The sequence below is a fragment of the Luteibacter sp. NPDC031894 genome, assembly GCF_050273135.1.
GTDB lineage: Bacteria > Pseudomonadota > Gammaproteobacteria > Xanthomonadales > Rhodanobacteraceae > Luteibacter.
The window spans coordinates 125,702-144,190 of sequence record NZ_JBNNMV010000002.1 but is presented as its reverse complement, the minus strand read 5'-3'; the positions used below and the strand labels follow the sequence as shown (position 1 = coordinate 144,190).

The 18,489-nt window shown below is 66.5% G+C and carries 17 protein-coding genes; 8 read left to right on the top strand and 9 right to left on the bottom strand.

From position 1 onward, the window contains the following. The first annotated feature begins 74 nt into the window (after positions 1–74). Positions 75–1,703, top strand: a complete 1,629-nt coding sequence (locus ACQKIE_RS06630; protein ID WP_427457091.1) for a glycoside hydrolase family 17 — start codon at positions 75–77, stop codon at positions 1,701–1,703. Here ACQKIE_RS06630 and ACQKIE_RS06625 read toward each other — a convergent pair. The 5 genes from ACQKIE_RS06625 to ACQKIE_RS06605 all read right to left on the bottom strand — a co-directional run bounded on the left by ACQKIE_RS06625 (position 1,651) and on the right by ACQKIE_RS06605 (position 5,435). Next, positions 1,651–2,067, bottom strand: a complete 417-nt coding sequence (locus ACQKIE_RS06625) for a hypothetical protein (protein ID WP_427457089.1) — start codon at positions 2,065–2,067, stop codon at positions 1,651–1,653. The two genes, ACQKIE_RS06630 and ACQKIE_RS06625, sit on opposite strands and share 53 nt — an antisense overlap. Continuing rightward, positions 2,064–2,894, bottom strand: a complete 831-nt coding sequence (locus ACQKIE_RS06620; RefSeq protein WP_427457087.1) for an endonuclease/exonuclease/phosphatase family protein — start codon at positions 2,892–2,894, stop codon at positions 2,064–2,066. The genes ACQKIE_RS06625 and ACQKIE_RS06620 overlap by 4 nt, the downstream gene beginning before the upstream one ends. Before the next feature lie 83 nt (positions 2,895–2,977). Beyond that, on the bottom strand, positions 2,978–3,631 hold the full coding sequence (locus tag ACQKIE_RS06615) for a thiol:disulfide interchange protein DsbA/DsbL (protein ID WP_427457085.1): 654 nt from the start codon (positions 3,629–3,631) through the stop codon (positions 2,978–2,980). Between the two features lie 29 nt (positions 3,632–3,660). Then, the gene (locus ACQKIE_RS06610; RefSeq protein ID WP_427457083.1) at positions 3,661–4,551 is read right to left on the bottom strand and encodes a thiol:disulfide interchange protein DsbA/DsbL; all 891 of its coding nucleotides are present in this window, start codon (positions 4,549–4,551) and stop codon (positions 3,661–3,663) included. Positions 4,552–4,625: 74 nt separating this feature from the next. Continuing rightward, complete coding sequence (locus tag ACQKIE_RS06605) at positions 4,626–5,435, bottom strand: c-type cytochrome (RefSeq protein ID WP_427457081.1); 810 nt, start codon at positions 5,433–5,435, stop codon at positions 4,626–4,628. Positions 5,436–5,609: 174 nt separating this feature from the next. On the opposite strand from ACQKIE_RS06605, the gene yihA reads away from it, so the two are divergent. After that, positions 5,610–6,254 carry a ribosome biogenesis GTP-binding protein YihA/YsxC gene (yihA, locus tag ACQKIE_RS06600; protein WP_427457079.1) on the top strand — a complete coding sequence of 215 codons (645 nt, stop codon included), beginning with the start codon at positions 5,610–5,612 and terminating at the stop codon, positions 6,252–6,254. A gap of 100 nt (positions 6,255–6,354) precedes the next feature. Here yihA and ACQKIE_RS06595 read toward each other — a convergent pair whose 3' ends face one another. Next, positions 6,355–6,843, bottom strand: coding sequence for a GAF domain-containing protein (locus ACQKIE_RS06595; RefSeq protein ID WP_427457077.1), 489 nt, complete (start codon positions 6,841–6,843; stop codon positions 6,355–6,357). A 74-nt stretch (positions 6,844–6,917) separates the two neighbouring features. Between ACQKIE_RS06595 and bioD the strand changes: the two genes are divergently transcribed. From bioD to dcp, 3 genes are all read left to right on the top strand, one after another. Next, the gene (bioD, locus tag ACQKIE_RS06590; RefSeq protein ID WP_427457075.1) at positions 6,918–7,589 is read left to right on the top strand and encodes a dethiobiotin synthase; all 672 of its coding nucleotides are present in this window, start codon (positions 6,918–6,920) and stop codon (positions 7,587–7,589) included. Between the two features lie 37 nt (positions 7,590–7,626). Further along, a complete protein-coding gene (locus ACQKIE_RS06585; protein ID WP_427457073.1) occupies positions 7,627–7,962 on the top strand; it encodes a hypothetical protein in 336 nt (111 codons plus the stop codon). A gap of 133 nt (positions 7,963–8,095) precedes the next feature. After that, positions 8,096–10,273 carry a peptidyl-dipeptidase Dcp gene (dcp, locus tag ACQKIE_RS06580; RefSeq protein ID WP_427458395.1) on the top strand — a complete coding sequence of 726 codons (2,178 nt, stop codon included), beginning with the start codon at positions 8,096–8,098 and terminating at the stop codon, positions 10,271–10,273. 45 nt (positions 10,274–10,318) lie between these two features. Here dcp and ACQKIE_RS06575 read toward each other — a convergent pair whose 3' ends face one another. The 3 genes from ACQKIE_RS06575 to putA all read right to left on the bottom strand — a co-directional run bounded on the left by ACQKIE_RS06575 (position 10,319) and on the right by putA (position 15,269). Further along, a complete protein-coding gene (locus ACQKIE_RS06575) occupies positions 10,319–10,927 on the bottom strand; it encodes a hypothetical protein (RefSeq protein ID WP_427457071.1) in 609 nt (202 codons plus the stop codon). Between the two features lie 162 nt (positions 10,928–11,089). Further along, the gene (locus ACQKIE_RS06570; RefSeq protein WP_427457069.1) at positions 11,090–12,022 is read right to left on the bottom strand and encodes a 2OG-Fe(II) oxygenase; all 933 of its coding nucleotides are present in this window, start codon (positions 12,020–12,022) and stop codon (positions 11,090–11,092) included. 94 nt (positions 12,023–12,116) lie between these two features. After that, the gene (putA, locus tag ACQKIE_RS06565; RefSeq protein ID WP_427457067.1) at positions 12,117–15,269 is read right to left on the bottom strand and encodes a bifunctional proline dehydrogenase/L-glutamate gamma-semialdehyde dehydrogenase PutA; all 3,153 of its coding nucleotides are present in this window, start codon (positions 15,267–15,269) and stop codon (positions 12,117–12,119) included. 171 nt (positions 15,270–15,440) lie between these two features. On the opposite strand from putA, the gene ACQKIE_RS06560 reads away from it, so the two are divergent. From ACQKIE_RS06560 to ctaD, 3 genes are read left to right on the top strand one after another with little or no spacing between them, the layout of a single operon-like run. Next, complete coding sequence (locus ACQKIE_RS06560; RefSeq protein WP_427457065.1) at positions 15,441–15,923, top strand: DUF2244 domain-containing protein; 483 nt, start codon at positions 15,441–15,443, stop codon at positions 15,921–15,923. 20 nt (positions 15,924–15,943) lie between these two features. After that, positions 15,944–16,846: a cytochrome c oxidase subunit II gene (coxB, locus tag ACQKIE_RS06555; protein ID WP_427457063.1), complete on the top strand. Its 903-nt coding sequence runs from the start codon at positions 15,944–15,946 to the stop codon at positions 16,844–16,846. 27 nt (positions 16,847–16,873) lie between these two features. Next, the gene (ctaD, locus tag ACQKIE_RS06550; protein ID WP_427457061.1) at positions 16,874–18,487 is read left to right on the top strand and encodes a cytochrome c oxidase subunit I; all 1,614 of its coding nucleotides are present in this window, start codon (positions 16,874–16,876) and stop codon (positions 18,485–18,487) included. The last annotated feature ends 2 nt before the right edge of the window (positions 18,488–18,489 follow it).

Here is an 18,489-nt window from a genome sequence, read left to right as displayed (position 1 = left end):
CGCGAGGGGGATTCGCCCTTGCAGGCGCCGCCCGCTAAGCTTGCGGCGCTACCTCTGCTCCCGACAGGAACGGCATGACGCCCCACACCTCGTATGCGCGATTCGCGCGCCCGCTCGCATGGATCGTCCTCGTACTCGCCGCGACCTTCGGCGCGGCGTACTGGTGGTGGCTGGGACGGCCCGTGGCCTTGCCGGATTCGCCTACCGCGAAGATCGCATGCGTGTCCTACGCGCCGTTCCGCTTCGCGGGCGAGACACCGTTCGATCCGCATGCCTTCATCTCGCCGGAGCGCATCGACGCCGACCTCAAGGTGCTGTCCACGCGCTTCGACTGCGTGCGCACTTACTCCATGGGCCAGGGCCTCGGCGCGGTGCCGGACATCGCCGGCCGCTATGGCATGAAGGTGTTGATGGGTGTCTGGCTGGGTCGCGACCTGGCGGCGAACGAGCGCGAAATGGGACTGGCGCTGGCGGCGGCCAAGCGCGACGCGGCGAGCCTTCGTGGCATCGTCGTGGGAAACGAGGTGCTCCTCCGTCGCGAGCTGACCGAGAAAGCGCTGGCCGGGTACATCGAACGCATGAACGCGGCCACCGACGTGCCCGTCACGTATGCCGACGTGTGGGAGTTCTGGAAGGAGCACGCCGCGCTGGCCAAGGCCGTCGATTACGTCACCATCCACATCCTTCCTTACTGGGAAGACCAGCCCGTGGCGCCCGAGAAGGCGATCCGTCATGTCGCGGACGTGTACCAGCGCATGAAGGCCGAGTTTCCGGGCAAGCAGGTCATGATCGGCGAGACCGGCTGGCCCAGCCAGGGACGCACGCGCCGGGACGCGAGCGCGAGTCTCGTGAACGAAGCGCGCTACCTGCGCGAGTTCCTCAACTACGCCGCCACGGTCGACATGCCCTACAACGTCATCGAGGCCTTCGACCAGCCGTGGAAACGCGACCTCGAAGGCACCGTGGGCGGCTTCTGGGGCATCTTCGACGTGCAGGGCCGGCCGAAGTTCGCGATGAGCGGACCCGTCGTGGAGGAGCCTCGCTGGTCCTGGGCGCTCGCCGCTGGCGGTATCGGTGCGCTCTTCTTCCTCGTGGCGGGCGCGATCCGTCGTCGCTGGCACGGCATGGCGGGATGGGTTTCCCTCGCGCTCTCGGGATTCGCGACCGGGACCGCGCTCGCGGGGCATGCGCGACTGCTGGAATTCGCCTGCCGCGACCGCCTTGAGTGGACGGTCGGCATCGTCGCCGGTATCGCCGGCGCGGCGACCGCGCTCTCCCTTGCGCGAGCGATCGCCGCCCGCCTGGCCGCTCCCATGAATCCCGCCGAGGTCGTGCCGGCGCTCGCCGAGCGGCGTCTGCTCGGTCTGGCCTGGACGGACAGCTTCACTCCGCAGCGCTTCGTCTGGATGTTCGCCCTAGCGCTTTACGGCATCCTGATGGTCTTCAACGGCCGCTACCGCGATTTCCCCATCGGCCTGTTCGCGATGCCGTGCATCGGTTTCCTCCTGCTCGCGTTGCTGCGCACGCGCGAAGGCCCGCTCATGCCGCTCGTGGAAGAGCGACTGCTCGCCATCTGGCTGGTGCTGCTTGGCGCCGCCGTCGTGGTGCAGGAGATCGGCGCCAACGCGGTCGCGTGGGGCTGGCTTTTCCTCAATCTCGCGCTGGCGCTGCCGGTGCTGCTGGCCTGGCGGCGGGCACGCTAGCCGTCTGCCGGTCGACCTGCACGCGCACCAGTCGCAGCGTGCCGACCAGGAGCGCCAGGGCGCCGCCTTCGTAGCAATACAACTGCAATGCGATCGCGCCGAGGGACACCGCCAACACCGCGGCGAACCTGTGCCGCCAGAACACGGCAAGCAGGGCCGCCAGCACCGCCGCGTAGCCGTAGCCGTAGTCGAGGAAGCCCTGGACCACGACGTTGCGAAGTCCGCACCACCATGGCCCTGTCTGCGCCTCGCAGGCATGCGCCATGTGCGATGGCTCGATGAATTCGTAGCGCACGAGCGCGGCCGCGAAAGCCACGGCGACGACGACTGCCCAGGGCAGGGCGGTTTGCAGGTTCGGTTTCATGCGCGGGGTGCAGCCTCGTCCGTGGATGCCGCGCCGGCAGCCTGCGCAAGGGAAAGCGGGAGGCGGATTTCGGCGGCGAGGGGTAGATGATCGGAGAACGCGCGGGGCAATGTCCACGTCCGGTCGAGCTTGATGTCGGCGGAGGTGAGGATATGGTCCAGCGCGCGCCGGGGCTTCCAGCTCGGGAAGGTCGGCGTCGCCACCGTCGGGGGCTGCAACGCCGTCCGGGAGAACAGGTGGCGCATTTCGAGGCTGGTTGGCTCGGTGTTGAGGTCGCCCATCAGCACCGCATGCGGGTAAGGCGCGAGCAGTTCGGCGATGAAGGCAAGCTGGCCCATGCGCGCGGCCGCGCCCAGCGAAAGGTGCGCGATCACCACGACCAGCGCGTCGGTGCCGTCGCCGAAGCGCACGAACAGCGCGCCGCGCCCCTTGATCCTGCCGGGTAGCGGGTAATCGATGACTTCGCTGGGTTCGATCCGGCTCAGCAGACCGTTGGCGGAATGCGCCACGCGCGCCATCGGCCGGTTCGGCTGGTGGCTCCAGTAGGGCATGCCCGAGGCTTCGGCGATGTAGCGCGTCTGGTTGAGGAATCCCGAACGGAGGCTTCCTGCATCCGCCTCCTGCAGGCCGACGACGTCGAATTCATGGAGCAGCTCGGCCAGGGAGTCGAGGTTCGCCAGCTTCGACCGCCCAGGTAGCACCGCGTTGACGCTGCGGGTGACGTAGTCGCTGTATCGCTGGACGCTCGCGCCGGCGAGGATATTGCAGCTCAGCAGGCGCAGCGTGCGCTCCGGAGCGGATGACAGTGTCGGCGTGGCGCGGGTCATGGGGTGCTGCGTCGGTTCTCGGCTAGCCATGAAGGCCAGAGGATGCCCTCCGTCGTGTGAACGGAGGGCATCGGGGGGCGCCGTTACTTGCCGCCCTTCAATTCCTTGTCCACCAGGTACTTCGCGACGCCATTGAGTTCGTCGAAGTCCTTGATCTGGTTGCTGCGGTACTTGCCGTTGACGACGATCGTCGGCGTGCCGTCGATGCCCCAGCCCTGGATCAGCTTGCCGTCGGCGAGGATGCGCTGGCGAATGCCGTCGTCCTTCGTGGCCAACGCGATGAACCTGGCCTTGTCCACCCCGTAGTTCTGGGCATACCAGTCGGCCAGTTCATCGATCGTGTGGATCGGGTAGTGGTCGGTGTGGATCGCCTTGAACAGCGCCGCGTGCGCCTTGTTCGCCACGCCCAGTTCCTGCGCCGCATAGAAGGCCTGCGCATAAGGCAGCCAGGCGTCGTTGAAGGCGGCGGGAACGGCGCGGAACGTCACGCCCTTGGGCAATTCCTTCTGCAGAGCCTCCGCATAGGGCTCGTAATGCGCGCAGTGGATGCAGCCGTACGAGAACACCTCGACGACCTCGACCTTGCCGTTCTTCGGATCGAGACGCTGCGGTGTCGTCGTCGCGACATATTGCTGGCCATCGGTATATGCCGGCGCGGCGGCCGTATCGGCGGGGCCCGCACTGCACGCGGCGGTCAGCGCGAGGCCGACGAAGAGGAACGAGAGGCGCTTGAACATGGATGTCTCCGGGTGGGATCGATGCGCGGTCACTTGCCCGCGGCTTCCTTGGTGACGAGCCACTGGGTCAGCTCGACCGACTGCGGATACCCGCCGGCGCTGCCCGGCGTGAGACGGTACTTGCCGTTCACGACGATCGTGGGCGTGCTATCGACCTCATAGGCGCGGATCAGTTCATCGGCGCGCTTCATCTTGGTGTTGATGGTGAAGGAGTTAGCCGTGGCGACGAAGTCTTCCGGCTTCACCCCGAACTTCGCGTAGAACTTCGCGACGTCGTCGATGGTCGGCCACGCGGCGGGCGCCTTCGGCTTGCCCGCCTTCTGGTCCATGATGCCGAGCTCGCCGCTCTTGAACACGGCGTCGAACATGGCGTCGTGGCTTTGCTTGTCCACGCCCAGGGCCTGGGCCGTGAGGTAGGCGCGCTGCAGCAGCGGCCAGTTCTCGTCGGGGCGGAACGACGCGGGCGTATAGGTCATCACCGCGCCTTTCGGCAGGTCCTTGGCGAGTTCGTCGACCACGCCATGGAACTGGAAGCAGGCCGGGCAACCGTACGAGAACACCTCGGTGACCTCGATCTTGCCGGGTGTGCTGGTCGGCTGGGCCGGATCGATGCGGAAGTAGTTCTTGCCTTCGACCCACTTGCCGTCATCGACGAAGGCCTTGGGCGCGGGACGCTTATCGTCCGCATCGGCAGCGGCCGGCGTGGCAACAGCGGCCGTGGTGCCTGCGGAAGCGGGCGTGACTGCCGGCGCCGTCGTCGAAGCAGGGGCGGGCGCGGCGGCCGTGGTGGCCGGCGTCGCGGGCGCCGTCGTGGCGGTGGACGCCGCGGCCGGTGCGCTGGCCGCGGTGTCGTTGTTGCCACCGCTGCAGGCGGCGAGGCCGATCAGGGCCGCGCAAAGGAGGGGAAGGCGCATACGCATGGGGGGTCCTTTTCTTACCTTCTGAAACAGGAACGGGCCCGACGGGCCCGTTCGATCGTCCAACTTTAACGCGATCAGGGCGTCGCGGGCGCGGCGGAGGCCGGCTCGTTCGAGTGCAGGCCTTCGAGGTAGCTGGCGACGGCGGCGATGTCCTTGTCGTCGAGCTTCTGCGCGATGCCGGCCATGATCTTCGTATGGGCGTCGTCGTTGCTCTGCGCGCCGTTGTCGTGCCAGCCCTTCAGACGCGCTTCCACGTACTTCGCATGCTGGCTGGCGACCTGCGGGTAATGGGCACCCGGGTTACCGCGGCCGTCCGGCCCGTGGCATGCCATGCACGCGGGGATGCCGCGGTCCATGTCGCCCTGGCGGTAGAGCGTCTGGCCCTGTTCGACGAGCGCCTGGTCGGCGACGCCGGGCAGGGACGCCTTGGTGGCGAAGTACGCGCCGATGTCGTGCATGTCTTGTTCCGACAGCGACTGCGCAAAGCCCATCATGATCGGGTTCATGCGCTTGCCCGTCTTGAAAGCGGCCAGCTGGGCGGCGATGTACTGCTCGCTCTGTCCCGCGAGTCGCGGGTACTGCGCGTCCGTCGAATTGCCGTCCATGCCGTGACAGGCGCCGCAGACCGCGGCCTTGCCCTGTCCAGCCGTGGCGTCGCCCGGCTTCAGCGCGGCAGTGGCTTCGCCACCCGCGGGGGCGGTGGGCGTCTCCGCCTTCGGCATGCCCGGCGTGGCGGGGTCGGTCGCGGGATTCGCGCCCGGCTTGGCCTCGGCCGTGGACGGAGCCAGCGTGGAAGCCGACTTCGCGGGGGCAGCGGTCTGGGCCGCGGCTGCAGTCATGACGAGCAACGCGGTGATGGCAGCGGCGGCGTGCCGAAACTTCATAAGTCTCTCCAAGGGGGAACCTTCCGGACCGGGGCGCGTTCCCTGCCGCGCCTCAACCAAAAGATTATGGCGGGCGCGGGAGAGCCCGGTCAAACCGCGTCGGCGCGCGAACCCGAACCCGATCGCATACACTGCCGGACCTTCGCGTTCCCCAGCCCCACGGGCCCCGTACCCATGTCTTCCAATCCCCTCAACGGCGCGCGCTTCGTCCTGGCCGCGAACGAAATCATCCAGCTCCCCTACGACCAGGGAGCGGAAGTGGCCTTCGCCGGGCGCTCGAACGCAGGCAAGTCCAGCGCGTTGAACGCGCTCACCGGACACAACGGTCTCGCGCGCACCTCGAAGACCCCGGGGCGCACGCAATTGATGGTCGTGTTCGACCTGCCACCGCTGAAAACGGAGGGCGCGGCACCGGTCGACGCCCGGCTCGTCGATCTGCCCGGCTACGGGTACGCGAAGGTCCCCGAGGCGATGCGCAAGCATTGGCGCGGCGAGATCGACGCCTATCTGAAGATGCGCCGCAGCCTGCGCGGGATCGTGCTGATCGTGGACATCCGTCACGAACTGAAGGAGTTCGACCGGACGATGCTGGAGTTTTGCGCGGCCACGGCATTGCCGTGCCACGTGCTGATGACGAAGGCGGACAAGATCTCGCGAGGCGAGGCGGCGAAGGCGCTCGAGGCGCTGCGCAAGGATTTCCGGAACAACGGCGTGCCCGGCACGGCACAGGTTTTTTCGTCCACGGCGAAGACGGGCGTGGAAGAAGCGCGCGCGCGGGTCATGGAGCTGCTGGCGACACCGCGGCCGCACGAGCTCTAGCTACGCCGAGGCCGGCCTGGCGCTTGCCTGGGTGGGAGCCGACCTGTCGGCGATGGGTGCTCGCGTCGCGGCTGAATGAGCTCCGGAGAAAACGGTTCCCTCAGGCAAGCGTCGCCATGAACACGCGGCAGAGCGCTTCCATGCCCTTGCGGTCCGCGTCGTCGAAGCGTGCCACGGACGGGCTGTCCACGTCCCACACACCGAACAGACTGCCGTCCGCCTTCACCAGGGGAACCACGATCTCGGAGTTCGACGCCGAATCGCAGGCGATGTGCCCCGCGAACTCGTGCACGTCGCGAACGACCTGCGTTTCCCGCGTCTGTGCGGCCGTGCCGCAAACGCCGCGGCCGAGCGCGATGCGGATGCAGGCCGGCTTGCCCTGGAACGGGCCGACGACCAGTTCCGAGCCGTCGAACAGGTAGAAGCCCGCCCAGTTGAGATCGGGGACGGCGTCGTAGACGAGGGCGGCGAAGTTCGCGGCATTGGCGATCGTGTTCGTCTCGCCGTGCATGAGGCCCTCGGCTTGCTGGGCCAGTTCCGCATACAGGACGGCCTTGTCGTCGGTGGCGATGGCCTTGGCTTCGAACATGGCGGTTCCGGTGCGATTCGTGGACAGAAGGCGTGTATGGTGCCACGTCCCCGCTTCCGCAAGGCCGCGTGCCCATGTCGAGACACCTGTTCGTCGCCGGTACCGATACCGGCATCGGCAAGACCCACGGCGCCCAGGCGCTGGTCCACGCGTTCCGCCAGGTGGGCGAGCGGGTCGCGGGGATGAAGCCGATCGCCAGCGGCTCGGCACGCGGCCGCGAGGGCATGCGCAACCAGGACGCCCTCGACCTCCAGGCGGCGAGCGGACCGCCGCCGGCCTACGACCTCGTCAATCCGATCGCGCTGGAAGAAGCCGTGGCGCCGCACCTCGCGGCAGCGCGTTCGGGCGTCGACGTCGCATGGCCACCGCTCGACGCGGCCTTTCGGACGCTTGCCGACGATTACGACCGGGTCGTGGTGGAGGGCGTGGGCGGATGGCTGGTGCCGCTGGGTAATGGGATGTCGATGGAGGATTTCCCCAAGCGCTGGGACCTCGACGTGGTGCTCGTCGTCGGCATCCGCCTCGGTTGCATCAGCCATGCGCGGCTCACCGCGCGCGCCATCGAGGGCGACGGCTGCCGGTTCGCGGGGTGGATCGCCAACGTGATCGAACCGACCATGCCGCTGCTGGAGGAAAACATCGCCACGTTGCGCGACTGCCTGCCGGCGCCATGCCTCGGCGTGCTCCCCCATCGCGTCGCGCCGGCCTCCGCGGCCGTCCTGCTCGACCTCGCCCCGTTCGCCTGACGGCACCTTCACGCCTCCCGACATAACTAGTAAAGCCATGACGACCTACTACCTGTCCGTCAAGGACATGACCAAGGCGAAAGGCCCGGACCCCGAACTGTCGTTCGAAGGCATCGGCCCCGAGAAACTCGCCCAGGACATTGCCGACGCCATGCGCGGCGACACCTTGTTCCAGCGCTGGCGGGCGAAGCAACCGGAACCCGACGAAGTGGATCCCTCGCTGGGGGTGACGGATGCGAGTGCATCGGCCAGGGGCGAGCTTTCGAACGGCCGCACGGACGTGCAGCTCACGACCTCGTTGCCGATGCGCATCGTCAAGCACCGGTTGAACCTGCTTATTGGGTCCAGCTGGGAACTTCGAGACACGCGCTGATTCCTGTAGGAGCCGCTATAGCGGCTCCCACAAAAGCGCTGGTCCTTACCTGTGGCTGTTGTCCCGGGCCCGCCAGCGCGGCTAGAGTCGGGGACTTTCACCGCCCAGGGGATAGCCCGTGCCGAAGCTTCGCATGCTCGTGATCGCCACCTCGATCGCCCTCACCGCCGCCTGCTCGTCGTCGAACGACGCCGACAAGACCGCTCCGGCACCCTCCGGAAGCGCCCCGGCCACTCCGGCTACCCCGGCCACCGCTGCCACGGCACAGGCTTCCCACGTGAACCCGCTACTCACCCAGAGCACCCTGCCGTTCCAGGCCCCGCCGTTCGACAAGATCGTGGATGCCGATTTCCAGCCGGCGCTGGAAGAGGGCATGAAGCAGCAGCTGGCCGAGATCGAGGCGATCGCCAACGCGTCCGAGGAACCGACCTTCGAGAACACCATCGTCGCGATGGAGAAGTCCGGCGTGCTGCTACGGCGTGCAGAGGCGGTCTTCAGTGCGCTCACCGGCGCGAACACGAACGACACGTTGCAGAAGGTCGAGGAAGAGGAGTCCCCGAAGCTCGCCGCGCATAGCGATGCGATCTATCTCAACGACAAGCTCTTCAAGCGCGTATCGACGCTGTACGACAAGCGCGACTCGCTGAACCTCGACCCGGAATCCGCGCGCCTGCTCGAAGTCACGTACAAGGACTTCGTCCACGAGGGAGCGAAGCTTTCCGAGGCCGATAAGACCAAGCTGAAGGAGATCAACAAGGAAGAGTCGACGCTCAGCACGAAGTTCACCAACCAGCTCCTCGCCGCGACCAAGGCCGGTGCGCTGGTGGTCGACGATCGCAAGGCCCTCGACGGCATGTCGGACGCCGACATCGATGCCGCCGCGGCGGCCGCGAAGGAACGCAAGCTCGACGGCAAGTACGTCATCGCCCTGCAGAACACCACGCAGCAGCCGGCGCTCCAGGCACTGAACGACCGCGCCACCCGCGAAAAGCTTTTCAAGGCGTCGTGGGAGCGTGCCGAGCACGGCGACGCGAACGATACGCGCGAGATCGTCACGCGCATCGCCCAGCTCCGCGCCGAGCGCGCCAAGCTGCTCGGCTTCCCGAATTACGCCGCCTGGAAGCTCGACGACCAGATGGCGAAGACGCCGGACGCCGCCGAGAAGTTCATGGAGCGCCTGGTGCCCGCCGCCGTCGCCCGCGCGAAGGCCGAATCTGCCGATATTCAGAAGGCGATCGACGCGGAGAAGGGTGGATTCCAGGTACAGGCCTGGGATTGGGACCACTACGCCGAGAAGGTACGCAAGGCGAAGTACGACCTGGACGAGTCGCAGATCAAGCCGTATTTCGAACTCGACAACGTGCTGCAGAACGGCGTGTTCTACGCCGCCAACCAGCTTTACGGGATCACCTTCAAGGAGCGCAAGGACATCCCGACCTGGCAACCGGACATGCGCGTGTTCGAAGTGTTCGACAAGGACGGCACCTCGATGGCGCTGTTCTACTGCGACTACTTCAAACGCGACAACAAGGGCGGCGGCGCGTGGATGAGCAACCTCGTCGACCAGTCGAAACTGTTCGGCGCGAAGCCGGTCGTGTTCAACGTCACCAACTTCACCAAGCCCGCCGCGGGCCAGCCGGCGCTGCTGACGTTCGACGACGTCACGACGATGTTCCATGAGTTCGGCCACGCGCTGCACGGCATGTTCGCCAACTCGCAGTACCCGTCGCTCTCCGGCGCCAACACCGCGCGCGACTTCGTCGAGTTCCCGTCGCAGTTCAACGAGCAGTGGGCGACGGACCCGAAGGTGTTCGCCAACTACGCGAAGCACTACAAGACGGGCGAGCCGATGCCGGCCGAACTGGTCGCGAAGATCAAGAAGGCGAAGAGCTTCAACCAGGGCTATGCCATGAGCGAACTGATCTCGGCCGCGCTCCTGGACATGCGCTGGCACATGCTGCCCGCCGGCGGTCCGAAGCAGGACGTGGACGCGTTCGAAACCGACGCGCTGAAGCAGGCCGGCTTCACGCTGCCCCAGGTGCCACCGCGCTATCGCTCCAGCTATTTCCAGCACATCTGGGGTAACGGGTACGCCGCGGGTTACTACGCCTACCTGTGGACGCAGATGCTCGATTCGGACGCCTTCGAATGGTTCAAGGAGCATGGCGGACTGACCCGTGAGAACGGCCAGGTCTTCCGCGACAAGATCCTTTCGCGCGGCAACACCGAAGAATTGGGCAAGCTCTACCGCGACTTCCGCGGCAAGGACCCGAGCATCGAACCGATGCTGAAGGATCGCGGCCTCAAGTAAGAGGCTCGGGAAGGAGGGCGGCCGGTGGCCGCCCTTCGTCGGGCGTCAGGGCGCAAGCTCGATATGGCTGAGCTTGAGGTTGCCCCCGCGCCATACGATGCCCTGGACCTCTTCCAGCGGCGGCGCGCGGTAATCGATGGTGTGGCGCAGGCGACTGCCTTCCTGCGTCCGTAGCGGTTTGGGCCGATGCAAGGTGAATGCCTGCACTTCCGCCAGGTTCGTGTGCCTGAGCAGTCCGATGTGCGCGTCCGCCGTCCTGCTGTCGACTTCCACATGGAAGGACACGTACTGGTAGGCATGGCGAAACAGCAACTGGCAGTCCGTGCGTAGCCTGGGCTTCCCTTCGTTCACCGCCGTAAGCGCACAGCCGTCGTCGGTGTCGACGATGAGCAGGGGCTCCTCGCCGGTGACCACGAGGATCTCGCCCAGGTCGTGCGTGCTGTTGGCCGCGAGGGTCCGCGGCCCGGCGTGGTCGAAGCGCTCCGTGTACGGCGCCGTAGCCGTGCTGTCATTCGCCGCGGCAAGCAGGGCGAGCACGCTCTTTGCTCCGGTGGCGGAGGGTCGCGGCGCAGGCCGAACGTGGGGTGCCTGGGCTTCGGCCGTGTAGTGTGCCTGGCCCTCCGGAGCGGGCGTGGGCGGCAGATGCAACGTCATGTCGCGTTCCTCCTTGATGGATGGGTGTCCTTCCTTCGACTGCGCGCCACGAGCATAGGCGATGCGAGGCGGCGCGCCACGCCCATGAAAAAGCCCCTTCCCGCGGAAGGGAAGAGGCTTGCTGCCGGTGTGCCGGAAACGCGCTGCGTTTGCCGGTTGCCGCTATCCCTTGGCCATGCGTCGCCGATAACGCATGTACAGCCGCTTCATGAGGTAGAGCACGTGGCCTCCGAAACCCTTGTCCTGGGCCTGGAGTAGTCGGCTGTTCTCCTCGTAGAGCATCCTCATCTGTCCATCGCGCGCTCCGATGAGGTCATGCAGGAGGGATACGTCCTCGGCGGTGAGGGCATGACCGGCGGAAAAATGCGCGGGAAGCTGGCGATTCACGTAATGCGTCGTGTGCCGCCCGGTCGTCTCGTCGGTGGAGCGGTCCTTCGTGTAGAAATAGAGCGCGATCGACTTCCGCGACAGGCCGGGCCGGTCGGCCGGAAGCGTGATCTGCTGGAAGCCGTGCCAGCTGTTCTCGGTGGTCTCGAAGATGACGCAGCGATTGAACAGCGGCATGACGCGCACCGCCGGCTCCGGGTCGGCATACGGATCGCGATAGAGGTCGAGGAGTCCGCCCCAGCTTTCTTCCCATTCGTGGTTGAGGTACACGATGAGGTTCAGGCGACGGTGCCAGCGCTCGCTCGGGTGGTAGTTGAAGTCGATGTGCGCGCTGAGGGGCTGCCCGTCCCGGTTCTCGTGCGTGCCGCCGCCGAGGTAGAACGGGTCGTAAAGCAATCCCTCGATGCCGGTGATCCGCCCGATGTACGCCAGGAAAGCCGGCGTCTGGATCACCTCGTCGAGCTGGCGATAGGCGGGGCCCAACTGTGGCATGGCGTCGACAGTCGACTTGCCGCCCGGCCGGCCATCGTCACCGATGTAGTTCCCGCGCTCGAAGGCGGGGAACTCCCTGAGCAATTCGTCGATGTAGGCGCGGTCGAAGAAGTCATCGATGACGACGTGGCGAAACGGCTGGGCATTGGCGAACGCGCGCGCGTGGCTCCCCACGTTGTCGCGAACCGCGGGATTGACGATGGTTTCGTGGCTCACGTTGAAAGTTCCGACCCTGGATATCGCCGCATTCTAGAACATAAAAAAGGCCGCGCCCTCACGGGCGCGGCCTTTCGCTTTTCAGCGCCGAGACTTACTCGCCGATCGTCAGCAACGACGCGTTGCCGCCCGCGGCCGTGGTATTGATCGTGAGCGTGCGCTCGCCGGCGAAGCGGAGCAGGTAGTGCGGGCCGCCGGCCTTCGGGCCGGTGCCCGAGAGGCCTTCGCCACCGAACGGCTGCACGCCGACGACCGCGCCGATCTGGTTGCGGTTGACGTAGCAGTTGCCGACGCGCGCGCGGCTCTGGATGAACTCGATGGTGTCGTCGATGCGGCTGTGGACACCCAGCGTGAGGCCGAAGCCTGTGCCGTTGATCTGATCGATCACTTTTTCGAGTTCCGAGCCCTTCCAGCGGATCACGTGCAGGACCGGACCGAAGATCTCACGCGTCAGGGTTTCCAGCGACGGGATCTCATAGGCGCGCGGCGCGAAGAACGTGCCGTTGGCCGTCGACTCCGGCAGCGGGACCTCGGCGATCTTCTTCGCCTCGCGATCCATGCGCGCGATGTGGTCCACGAGGATCTTGCGCGCGTCCTCGTCGATCACCGGACCGACGTCCGTGGAGAGGAGACCGGGGTCGCCGACCTTCAATTCGGCCATGGCGCCGGCGAGCATCCCGATCACCTTGTCGGCGATGTCTTCCTGCACGAACAGCACGCGCGCCGCGGAGCAGCGCTGGCCGGCCGACTGGAAGGCGGAGGCGATCACGTCCTTGACGATCTGCTCGGGCAGGGCCGAGGAGTCGGCGATCATCGCGTTCTGGCCGCCGGTTTCGGCCACCAGCGCGGCGATCGGGGCGTTGCGCGCGGCGAGGGCGCGGTTGATCGCCCAGGCGGTCTCGGTGGAGCCGGTGAAGGCGACGCCGGACACGCGCGGATCGCGGGTGAGCGCCGCGCCGACCGTGGCGCCGTCGCCCGGCAGGAACTGCAGCACGTCGGTCGGGACGCCGGCCGCATGCAACAGCTTCACGGCTTCGTGGCCGATCAGCGAGGTCTGTTCGGCGGGCTTGGCGATCACTGCATTGCCGGCGGCGAGCGCGGCTGCCACCTGGCCGAGGAAGATCGCCAGCGGGAAGTTCCACGGGCTGATGCAGACGAACACGCCGCGGCCGTTGAGGAACAGCTGGTTGCTTTCACCGGTGGGACCCGGCAGCTGTTCCGGCTGGCCGAACAGGCGACGGGCCATCGTGGCGTAATAACGCAGGAAGTCGGCGGCTTCGCGGATCTCGGCGATGGCATCGGGCAGGCTCTTGCCCGCTTCGCGCACGCACAGGGCGATGAACTCGGCGCGGTTGTGCTCCAGTTGCTCCGCGGCATGCTCGAGGATGGCCGCGCGGCTGGCGGCCGGCAGGCGATCCCAACCCGGCTGCGCCTTCACGGCGGCGGCCAGTGCCTTGTCGACCATGGCCGCGTCGGCGTTCTCGACCGTGCCGACGATGCGGCGGCGGTCGGAAGGATCGGTGACCTCGACCTTCGTGCCGCCGGTGACGCCACCGGCGACCAGCGGGACCGCGTTCCACGGACCGCTGTGGCGGTTCACGGCGTCGGCGAGTTCGTTGAGCTCGTTGTCGTTAGCGAAGTTCATGCCCATGGAGTTCTTCCGAAGTTCACCGTAGAGATTGACCGGCAGGGGGATGCGGGGATGGGGGATCGAGGCGAAGCCGCGCACGATCTCGCACGGATCGGCGACGAGGTCCCGCACCGGCACGCTTTCATCGACGACGCGGTTGACGAAGCTGGTGTTTGCGCCGTTCTCGAGGAGGCGACGCACAAGGTAGGGGAGCAGGTCCTCGTGGCTGCCGACCGGCGCGTAAACGCGGCAGGGCACGTTGAGCTTGTCCTTGCCGATCACTTCCGCGTAGAGGTCCGCGCCCATGCCGTGCAGGCGCTGGTTCTCATACGGACGGCCCTGCGCGATGTGGTGGATCGCGGCGATCGTGTGGGCGTTGTGCGTGGCGAACTGCGGGTAGATCGCGTCCGTGCCGGCGGCGAACAGGCGGCGCGCGCAGGCCAGGTAAGAGACGTCGGTGTTGGGCTTGCGCGTGTACACCGGGTAGCCCGGCAGACCGCCTTCCTGGGCGCGCTTCACCTCGGCGTCCCAGTAGGCGCCCTTCACCAGGCGCACGAACCAGCGGCGGCCGGTGGCGCGTGCCTTCTCGGTGACCCAGTCGATGACGAACGGGGCACGCTTCTGGTACGCCTGGATGACGATGCCGAGACCGTTCCAGCCTTCCAGCGACGGGTGCTCGAAGACGTCGCCGATGATGTCGAGCGAGAGCTCGAGGCGGTCGGCTTCCTCGGCGTCGACCGAGAGGGCGATACCGTTCTTGTACGCAAGCTGCGAGAGCTCGAGCAGCTTGGCACCCAGTTCGGCGCGGGCGCGGGCCCGGTTGCCGACTTCATAGCGCGGGTGCAGGGCGGAGAGCTTCACCGAGATCGACGGTGCTTCCAGGTTGTTCGGGAAGGGGCCGCGCGCGCCGAGCGCGTTGATCGCGTCGCGGTAATCCTGCTGGTAGCGCTCCGCGGTCTCCTGCGTGAGCGCCGACTCGCCGAGCATGTCGTAGGAGTAGCGATAGACCGCGTGCTCCTTCTCGTTGGAGCGGTCCAGCGCTTCCTTGATCGTGCGGCCCATGACGAACTGGTGGCCCATGATGCGCATGGCCTGGCGCACGGCCAGGCGCACGACCGGCTCGCCGGCGCGACCGACCAGGCGGCGCAGCGCGGACGAGAAGTCGTGGCGGGTTTCCTCAGCCAGGTTCACCAGGTGGCCGGTGAGCATCAGGCCCCACGTGGAGGCGTTGACGAACAGCGACTCGCTCTGGCCCAGGTGCTTCTTCCAGTCGGCCTCGCCGAGCTTGTCGCGGATGAGCTTGTCGGCCGTCGCCTTGTCCGGGATGCGCAACAGCGCCTCGGCCACGCACATCAGCAGCACGCCTTCCTCGGAGGAGAGGTCGTACTGGCGCATGAAGGACTCGACCGCGCTCTGGTCCTTGGCTCGCGCGCGGACGCGCGTGACCAGGCCGGCGGCGACGTCGATGACGTGCTCGCGCTCGGTCGGCGGCAGGGTGGCCTGGGCCAGCAGGTCGTTGACGGCCTCGGTTTCGTCGCGCAGCCAGGCGGCGGTGATGCGCGCGCGCGCCGGCTCGGCGCCGGTCGGGAGTTCGGGACGGAGGATGGTCGGGTTCACTTGGGCGTTTGGGGGCGAGGGAGACCGCCCATTGTAGGGGAGCGGACCCGTTCGTGTGTTATTGCGAACGGGCCGTGCGGGAAGCTTTGCAGGGCGCCTCCGGATGCGGCAACTTGTCCGCAGCATCCATACCGCCCTATCATCCCAATGTTCCAGGCACGCCGGGCTCCCATGATCGTGCTTCGACCGACCGTCGCGGGTCAGCCGCGCGTGTTGTGGCTACGGCCCAACCGTGCGCTGGACAAGCGCGGTCTGCGTCGACTGATCATCGGCCTTGCGGCGATGACCCTGGCGACGGCGTCACTCGGTGCATGGCAGGGGAATGTGTTCGCTCCCTTCTTCGCACTGATCGAGGCCTTCGTCGTGGGGTTCGCGCTTGGCGCGGCCTGGCGAGCCGGCGACAGGGGTGAACGCATCGCGATCGGTCCGGATACGTTGGAGGTTCGTGCCGTGCCGGGACACCGGACGGTCCGTTTCCAGACGTACTGGGTGCGGGTCGGACTGGCAGCGGGGGACGGACGACAGCGTCTGGTGCTCACGTCGCACGGCAACGAGCTCGAAATCGGGGCTTTCCTGGGGGAAGAGGAAAGGACCGAGGTGTCAAGGAAACTCATGGTGCTGCTGTCCGAAGTCTCTGGCCAGACGCGCAGGTAGGTTCAACAAAGGTGCAAGACATGACATCTGGCGGCATCGGACGATCTGTATCGGCGTGGGCGGCGGGCGCCTTCGCGCTGTTCGGAGGGGCGGCGTGGGCGAATCCCGAACCGAACCAGCTGAACATGACCAAGGGCGCGGCCGAATGGTCGCCCTATGCCATGCACATGGTGGCGCTGTGGGTCTGCGTGGTGATCGGCATCGTCGTCTTCGGCGCCATGTTCATCGCCATGTTCCGCTTCCGTAAGTCGCGCGGTGCCGTGGCCGAGAAGTGGGCGCACAGCACGAAGCTCGAGGTGGTCTGGACGGTCATCCCCGTCATCATCCTGATCTTCCTGGCCCATCTGGCCACCGGCGGCCTCACTTCGTTCGCCGACACCACGAATTCCGAGATGACCATCAAGGTCACCGGTTACCAGTGGAAGTGGCGCTACGACTACGTCGACTACAAGGGCAAGGGCGTCGACAAGGTCGGCTTCATGTCGAAGCTTGAAGACACCTCCAACCGCACCCGCCAGCTGAAGTCCAACCTCGACCCGGAGAAGATCCAGGTCGACGGATACCACACGTACCTGCTGGACGTGGACAAGCCGCTCGTCCTCCCCACCGACACCAAGATCCGCTTCGTGATCGTCGGCGGCGACGTCATCCACTCGTGGTGGGTGCCGGCGCTGGGCTGGAAGATGGATGCGATCCCGGGCATCGCGAACGCGGCCTGGACCAAGATCAAGGAGCCCGGCGTCTACCGTGGCCAGTGCGCCGAGCTCTGCGGCCAGGACCACGGCTTCATGCCCATCGTGGTGAAGGCCGTGCCCAGGGCCGAATTCGAACAGTGGCTGGCCACGCAGGAAGACGAGGCCAGGCTGCAAAAGGCCGCGCAGACCGTACAGGCCGCAGCTCCCGCCCCGGCCCCCCAGGGTTAACCCGCACGTTTAGGTAGAGGTAAGGCCATGGCGCACGCAGCCACCCACGACCACCACGATCACCACGGGGCCCCGAAAGGGTTCTTCCAGCGCTGGGTGATGTCCACGAACCACAAGGACATCGGCACGCTGTACCTGATCTTCTCGCTGACGATGTTCTTCATCGGCGGCGCCTTCGCGATGGTCATCCGCGCGGAGTTGTTCAAGCCGGGCATGCAGCTCGTGCAGCCGTATTTCTTCAATGAAATGACGACGATGCACGCGCTGGTGATGATCTTCGGCGCGATCATGCCCTCGTTCGTGGGCCTGGCGAACTGGATGATCCCGCTCATGGTCGGCGCGCCGGACATGGCGTTGCCGCGCATGAACAACCTGTCGTTCTGGATCCTTCCGTTCGCGTTCTTCATGCTGCTGTCCACCCTGTTCATGCCGGGTGGCGGTCCCGCCGGCGGCTGGACGATGTACCCGCCGCTGTCGTTGCAGGGCGAATCGGTGGCGTACGTGATCTTCGCGATCCACCTGATGGGCATCAGCTCGATCATGGGCGCGATCAACATCATCGCCACCATCCTCAACATGCGCGCGCCGGGCATGGACCTGCTGAAGATGCCGGTGTTCGTGTGGAGCTGGCTGATCACGGCGTTCCTGCTGATCGCGGTGATGCCCGTGCTCGCCGGCGCGGTGACCATGCTGCTCACCGACAAGTATTTCGGCACCAACTTCTTCAACGCGGCCGGCGGCGGCGACCCGGTGCTGTTCCAGCACATCTTCTGGTTCTTCGGGCACCCCGAGGTCTACATCATGATCCTGCCTGCGTTCGGGATCATCTCGGAGATCATCCCGACCTTCGCCCGCAAGCCGATCTTCGGTTACCGCGCGATGGTGTTCGCGATCGCCTCCATCGCCTTCCTCTCGTTCATCGTCTGGGCGCACCACATGTTCGCCGTGGGCCTGCCGATGGGCGCGGAGATCTTCTTCATGTACGCGACGATGCTGATCGCGGTGCCCACGGGCGTGAAGGTCTTCAACTGGGTGTCCACGATGTGGGGCGGCTCGATGACCTTCGAGACCCCGATGCTGTTCTCGATCGCCTTCGTGATCCTGTTCACCATCGGCGGTTTTTCGGGCCTGATGCTCGCCCTGGCGCCGGCCGACTTCCAGTACCACGACACGTACTTCGTCGTGGCGCACTTCCACTACGTGCTGGTGACCGGTGCCGCGTTCTCGATCATGGCCGCCGCGTACTACTGGCTGCCGAAGTGGTCGGGCAACATGTACAGCGAGACCTGGGGCAAGATCCATTTCTGGTCCAGCGTCATCTCGGTCAACGTGCTGTTCTTCCCGCAGCACTTCCTGGGCCTCGCGGGCATGCCACGCCGCATCCCGGACTACAACGTCGCCTTCGCCAACTTCAACATGGTGAGCTCCATCGGCGGCTTCTGGTTCGGTGCCTCGCAGCTGATCTTCCTGGGCGTGATCGTGCATTGCGTGTACTTCTCGAAGAAGAAGGCCGCCGATCGCTCGTGGGAAGGCGCCAAGGGCCTGGAGTGGACCGTGCCGTCGCCGGCGCCGTTCCATACCTTCGACGTGCCGCCGGTCATCCATGACGACGAGCTCGCCCACGGCAACACGGAACACTGACC

Coding starts and splice junctions, on each gene's coding strand:
- ACQKIE_RS06595 (WP_427457077.1), bottom strand. CDS start 6,843: ATGTTCGAAGCCAAGGCCATCGCCACCGACGACAAGGCCGTCCTGTAT.
- ACQKIE_RS06615 (WP_427457085.1), bottom strand. CDS start 3,631: ATGTTCAAGCGCCTCTCGTTCCTCTTCGTCGGCCTCGCGCTGACCGCC.
- ACQKIE_RS06610 (WP_427457083.1), bottom strand. CDS start 4,551: ATGCGTATGCGCCTTCCCCTCCTTTGCGCGGCCCTGATCGGCCTCGCC.
- ACQKIE_RS06625 (WP_427457089.1), bottom strand. CDS start 2,067: ATGAAACCGAACCTGCAAACCGCCCTGCCCTGGGCAGTCGTCGTCGCC.
- ACQKIE_RS06620 (WP_427457087.1), bottom strand. CDS start 2,894: ATGACCCGCGCCACGCCGACACTGTCATCCGCTCCGGAGCGCACGCTG.
- ACQKIE_RS06560 (WP_427457065.1), top strand. CDS start 15,441: ATGATCGTGCTTCGACCGACCGTCGCGGGTCAGCCGCGCGTGTTGTGG.
- yihA (WP_427457079.1), top strand. CDS start 5,610: ATGTCTTCCAATCCCCTCAACGGCGCGCGCTTCGTCCTGGCCGCGAAC.
- ACQKIE_RS06630 (WP_427457091.1), top strand. CDS start 75: ATGACGCCCCACACCTCGTATGCGCGATTCGCGCGCCCGCTCGCATGG.
- ACQKIE_RS06575 (WP_427457071.1), bottom strand. CDS start 10,927: ATGACGTTGCATCTGCCGCCCACGCCCGCTCCGGAGGGCCAGGCACAC.
- dcp (WP_427458395.1), top strand. CDS start 8,096: ATGCTCGTGATCGCCACCTCGATCGCCCTCACCGCCGCCTGCTCGTCG.
- ACQKIE_RS06605 (WP_427457081.1), bottom strand. CDS start 5,435: ATGAAGTTTCGGCACGCCGCCGCTGCCATCACCGCGTTGCTCGTCATG.
- coxB (WP_427457063.1), top strand. CDS start 15,944: ATGACATCTGGCGGCATCGGACGATCTGTATCGGCGTGGGCGGCGGGC.
- ACQKIE_RS06585 (WP_427457073.1), top strand. CDS start 7,627: ATGACGACCTACTACCTGTCCGTCAAGGACATGACCAAGGCGAAAGGC.
- ctaD (WP_427457061.1), top strand. CDS start 16,874: ATGGCGCACGCAGCCACCCACGACCACCACGATCACCACGGGGCCCCG.
- bioD (WP_427457075.1), top strand. CDS start 6,918: ATGTCGAGACACCTGTTCGTCGCCGGTACCGATACCGGCATCGGCAAG.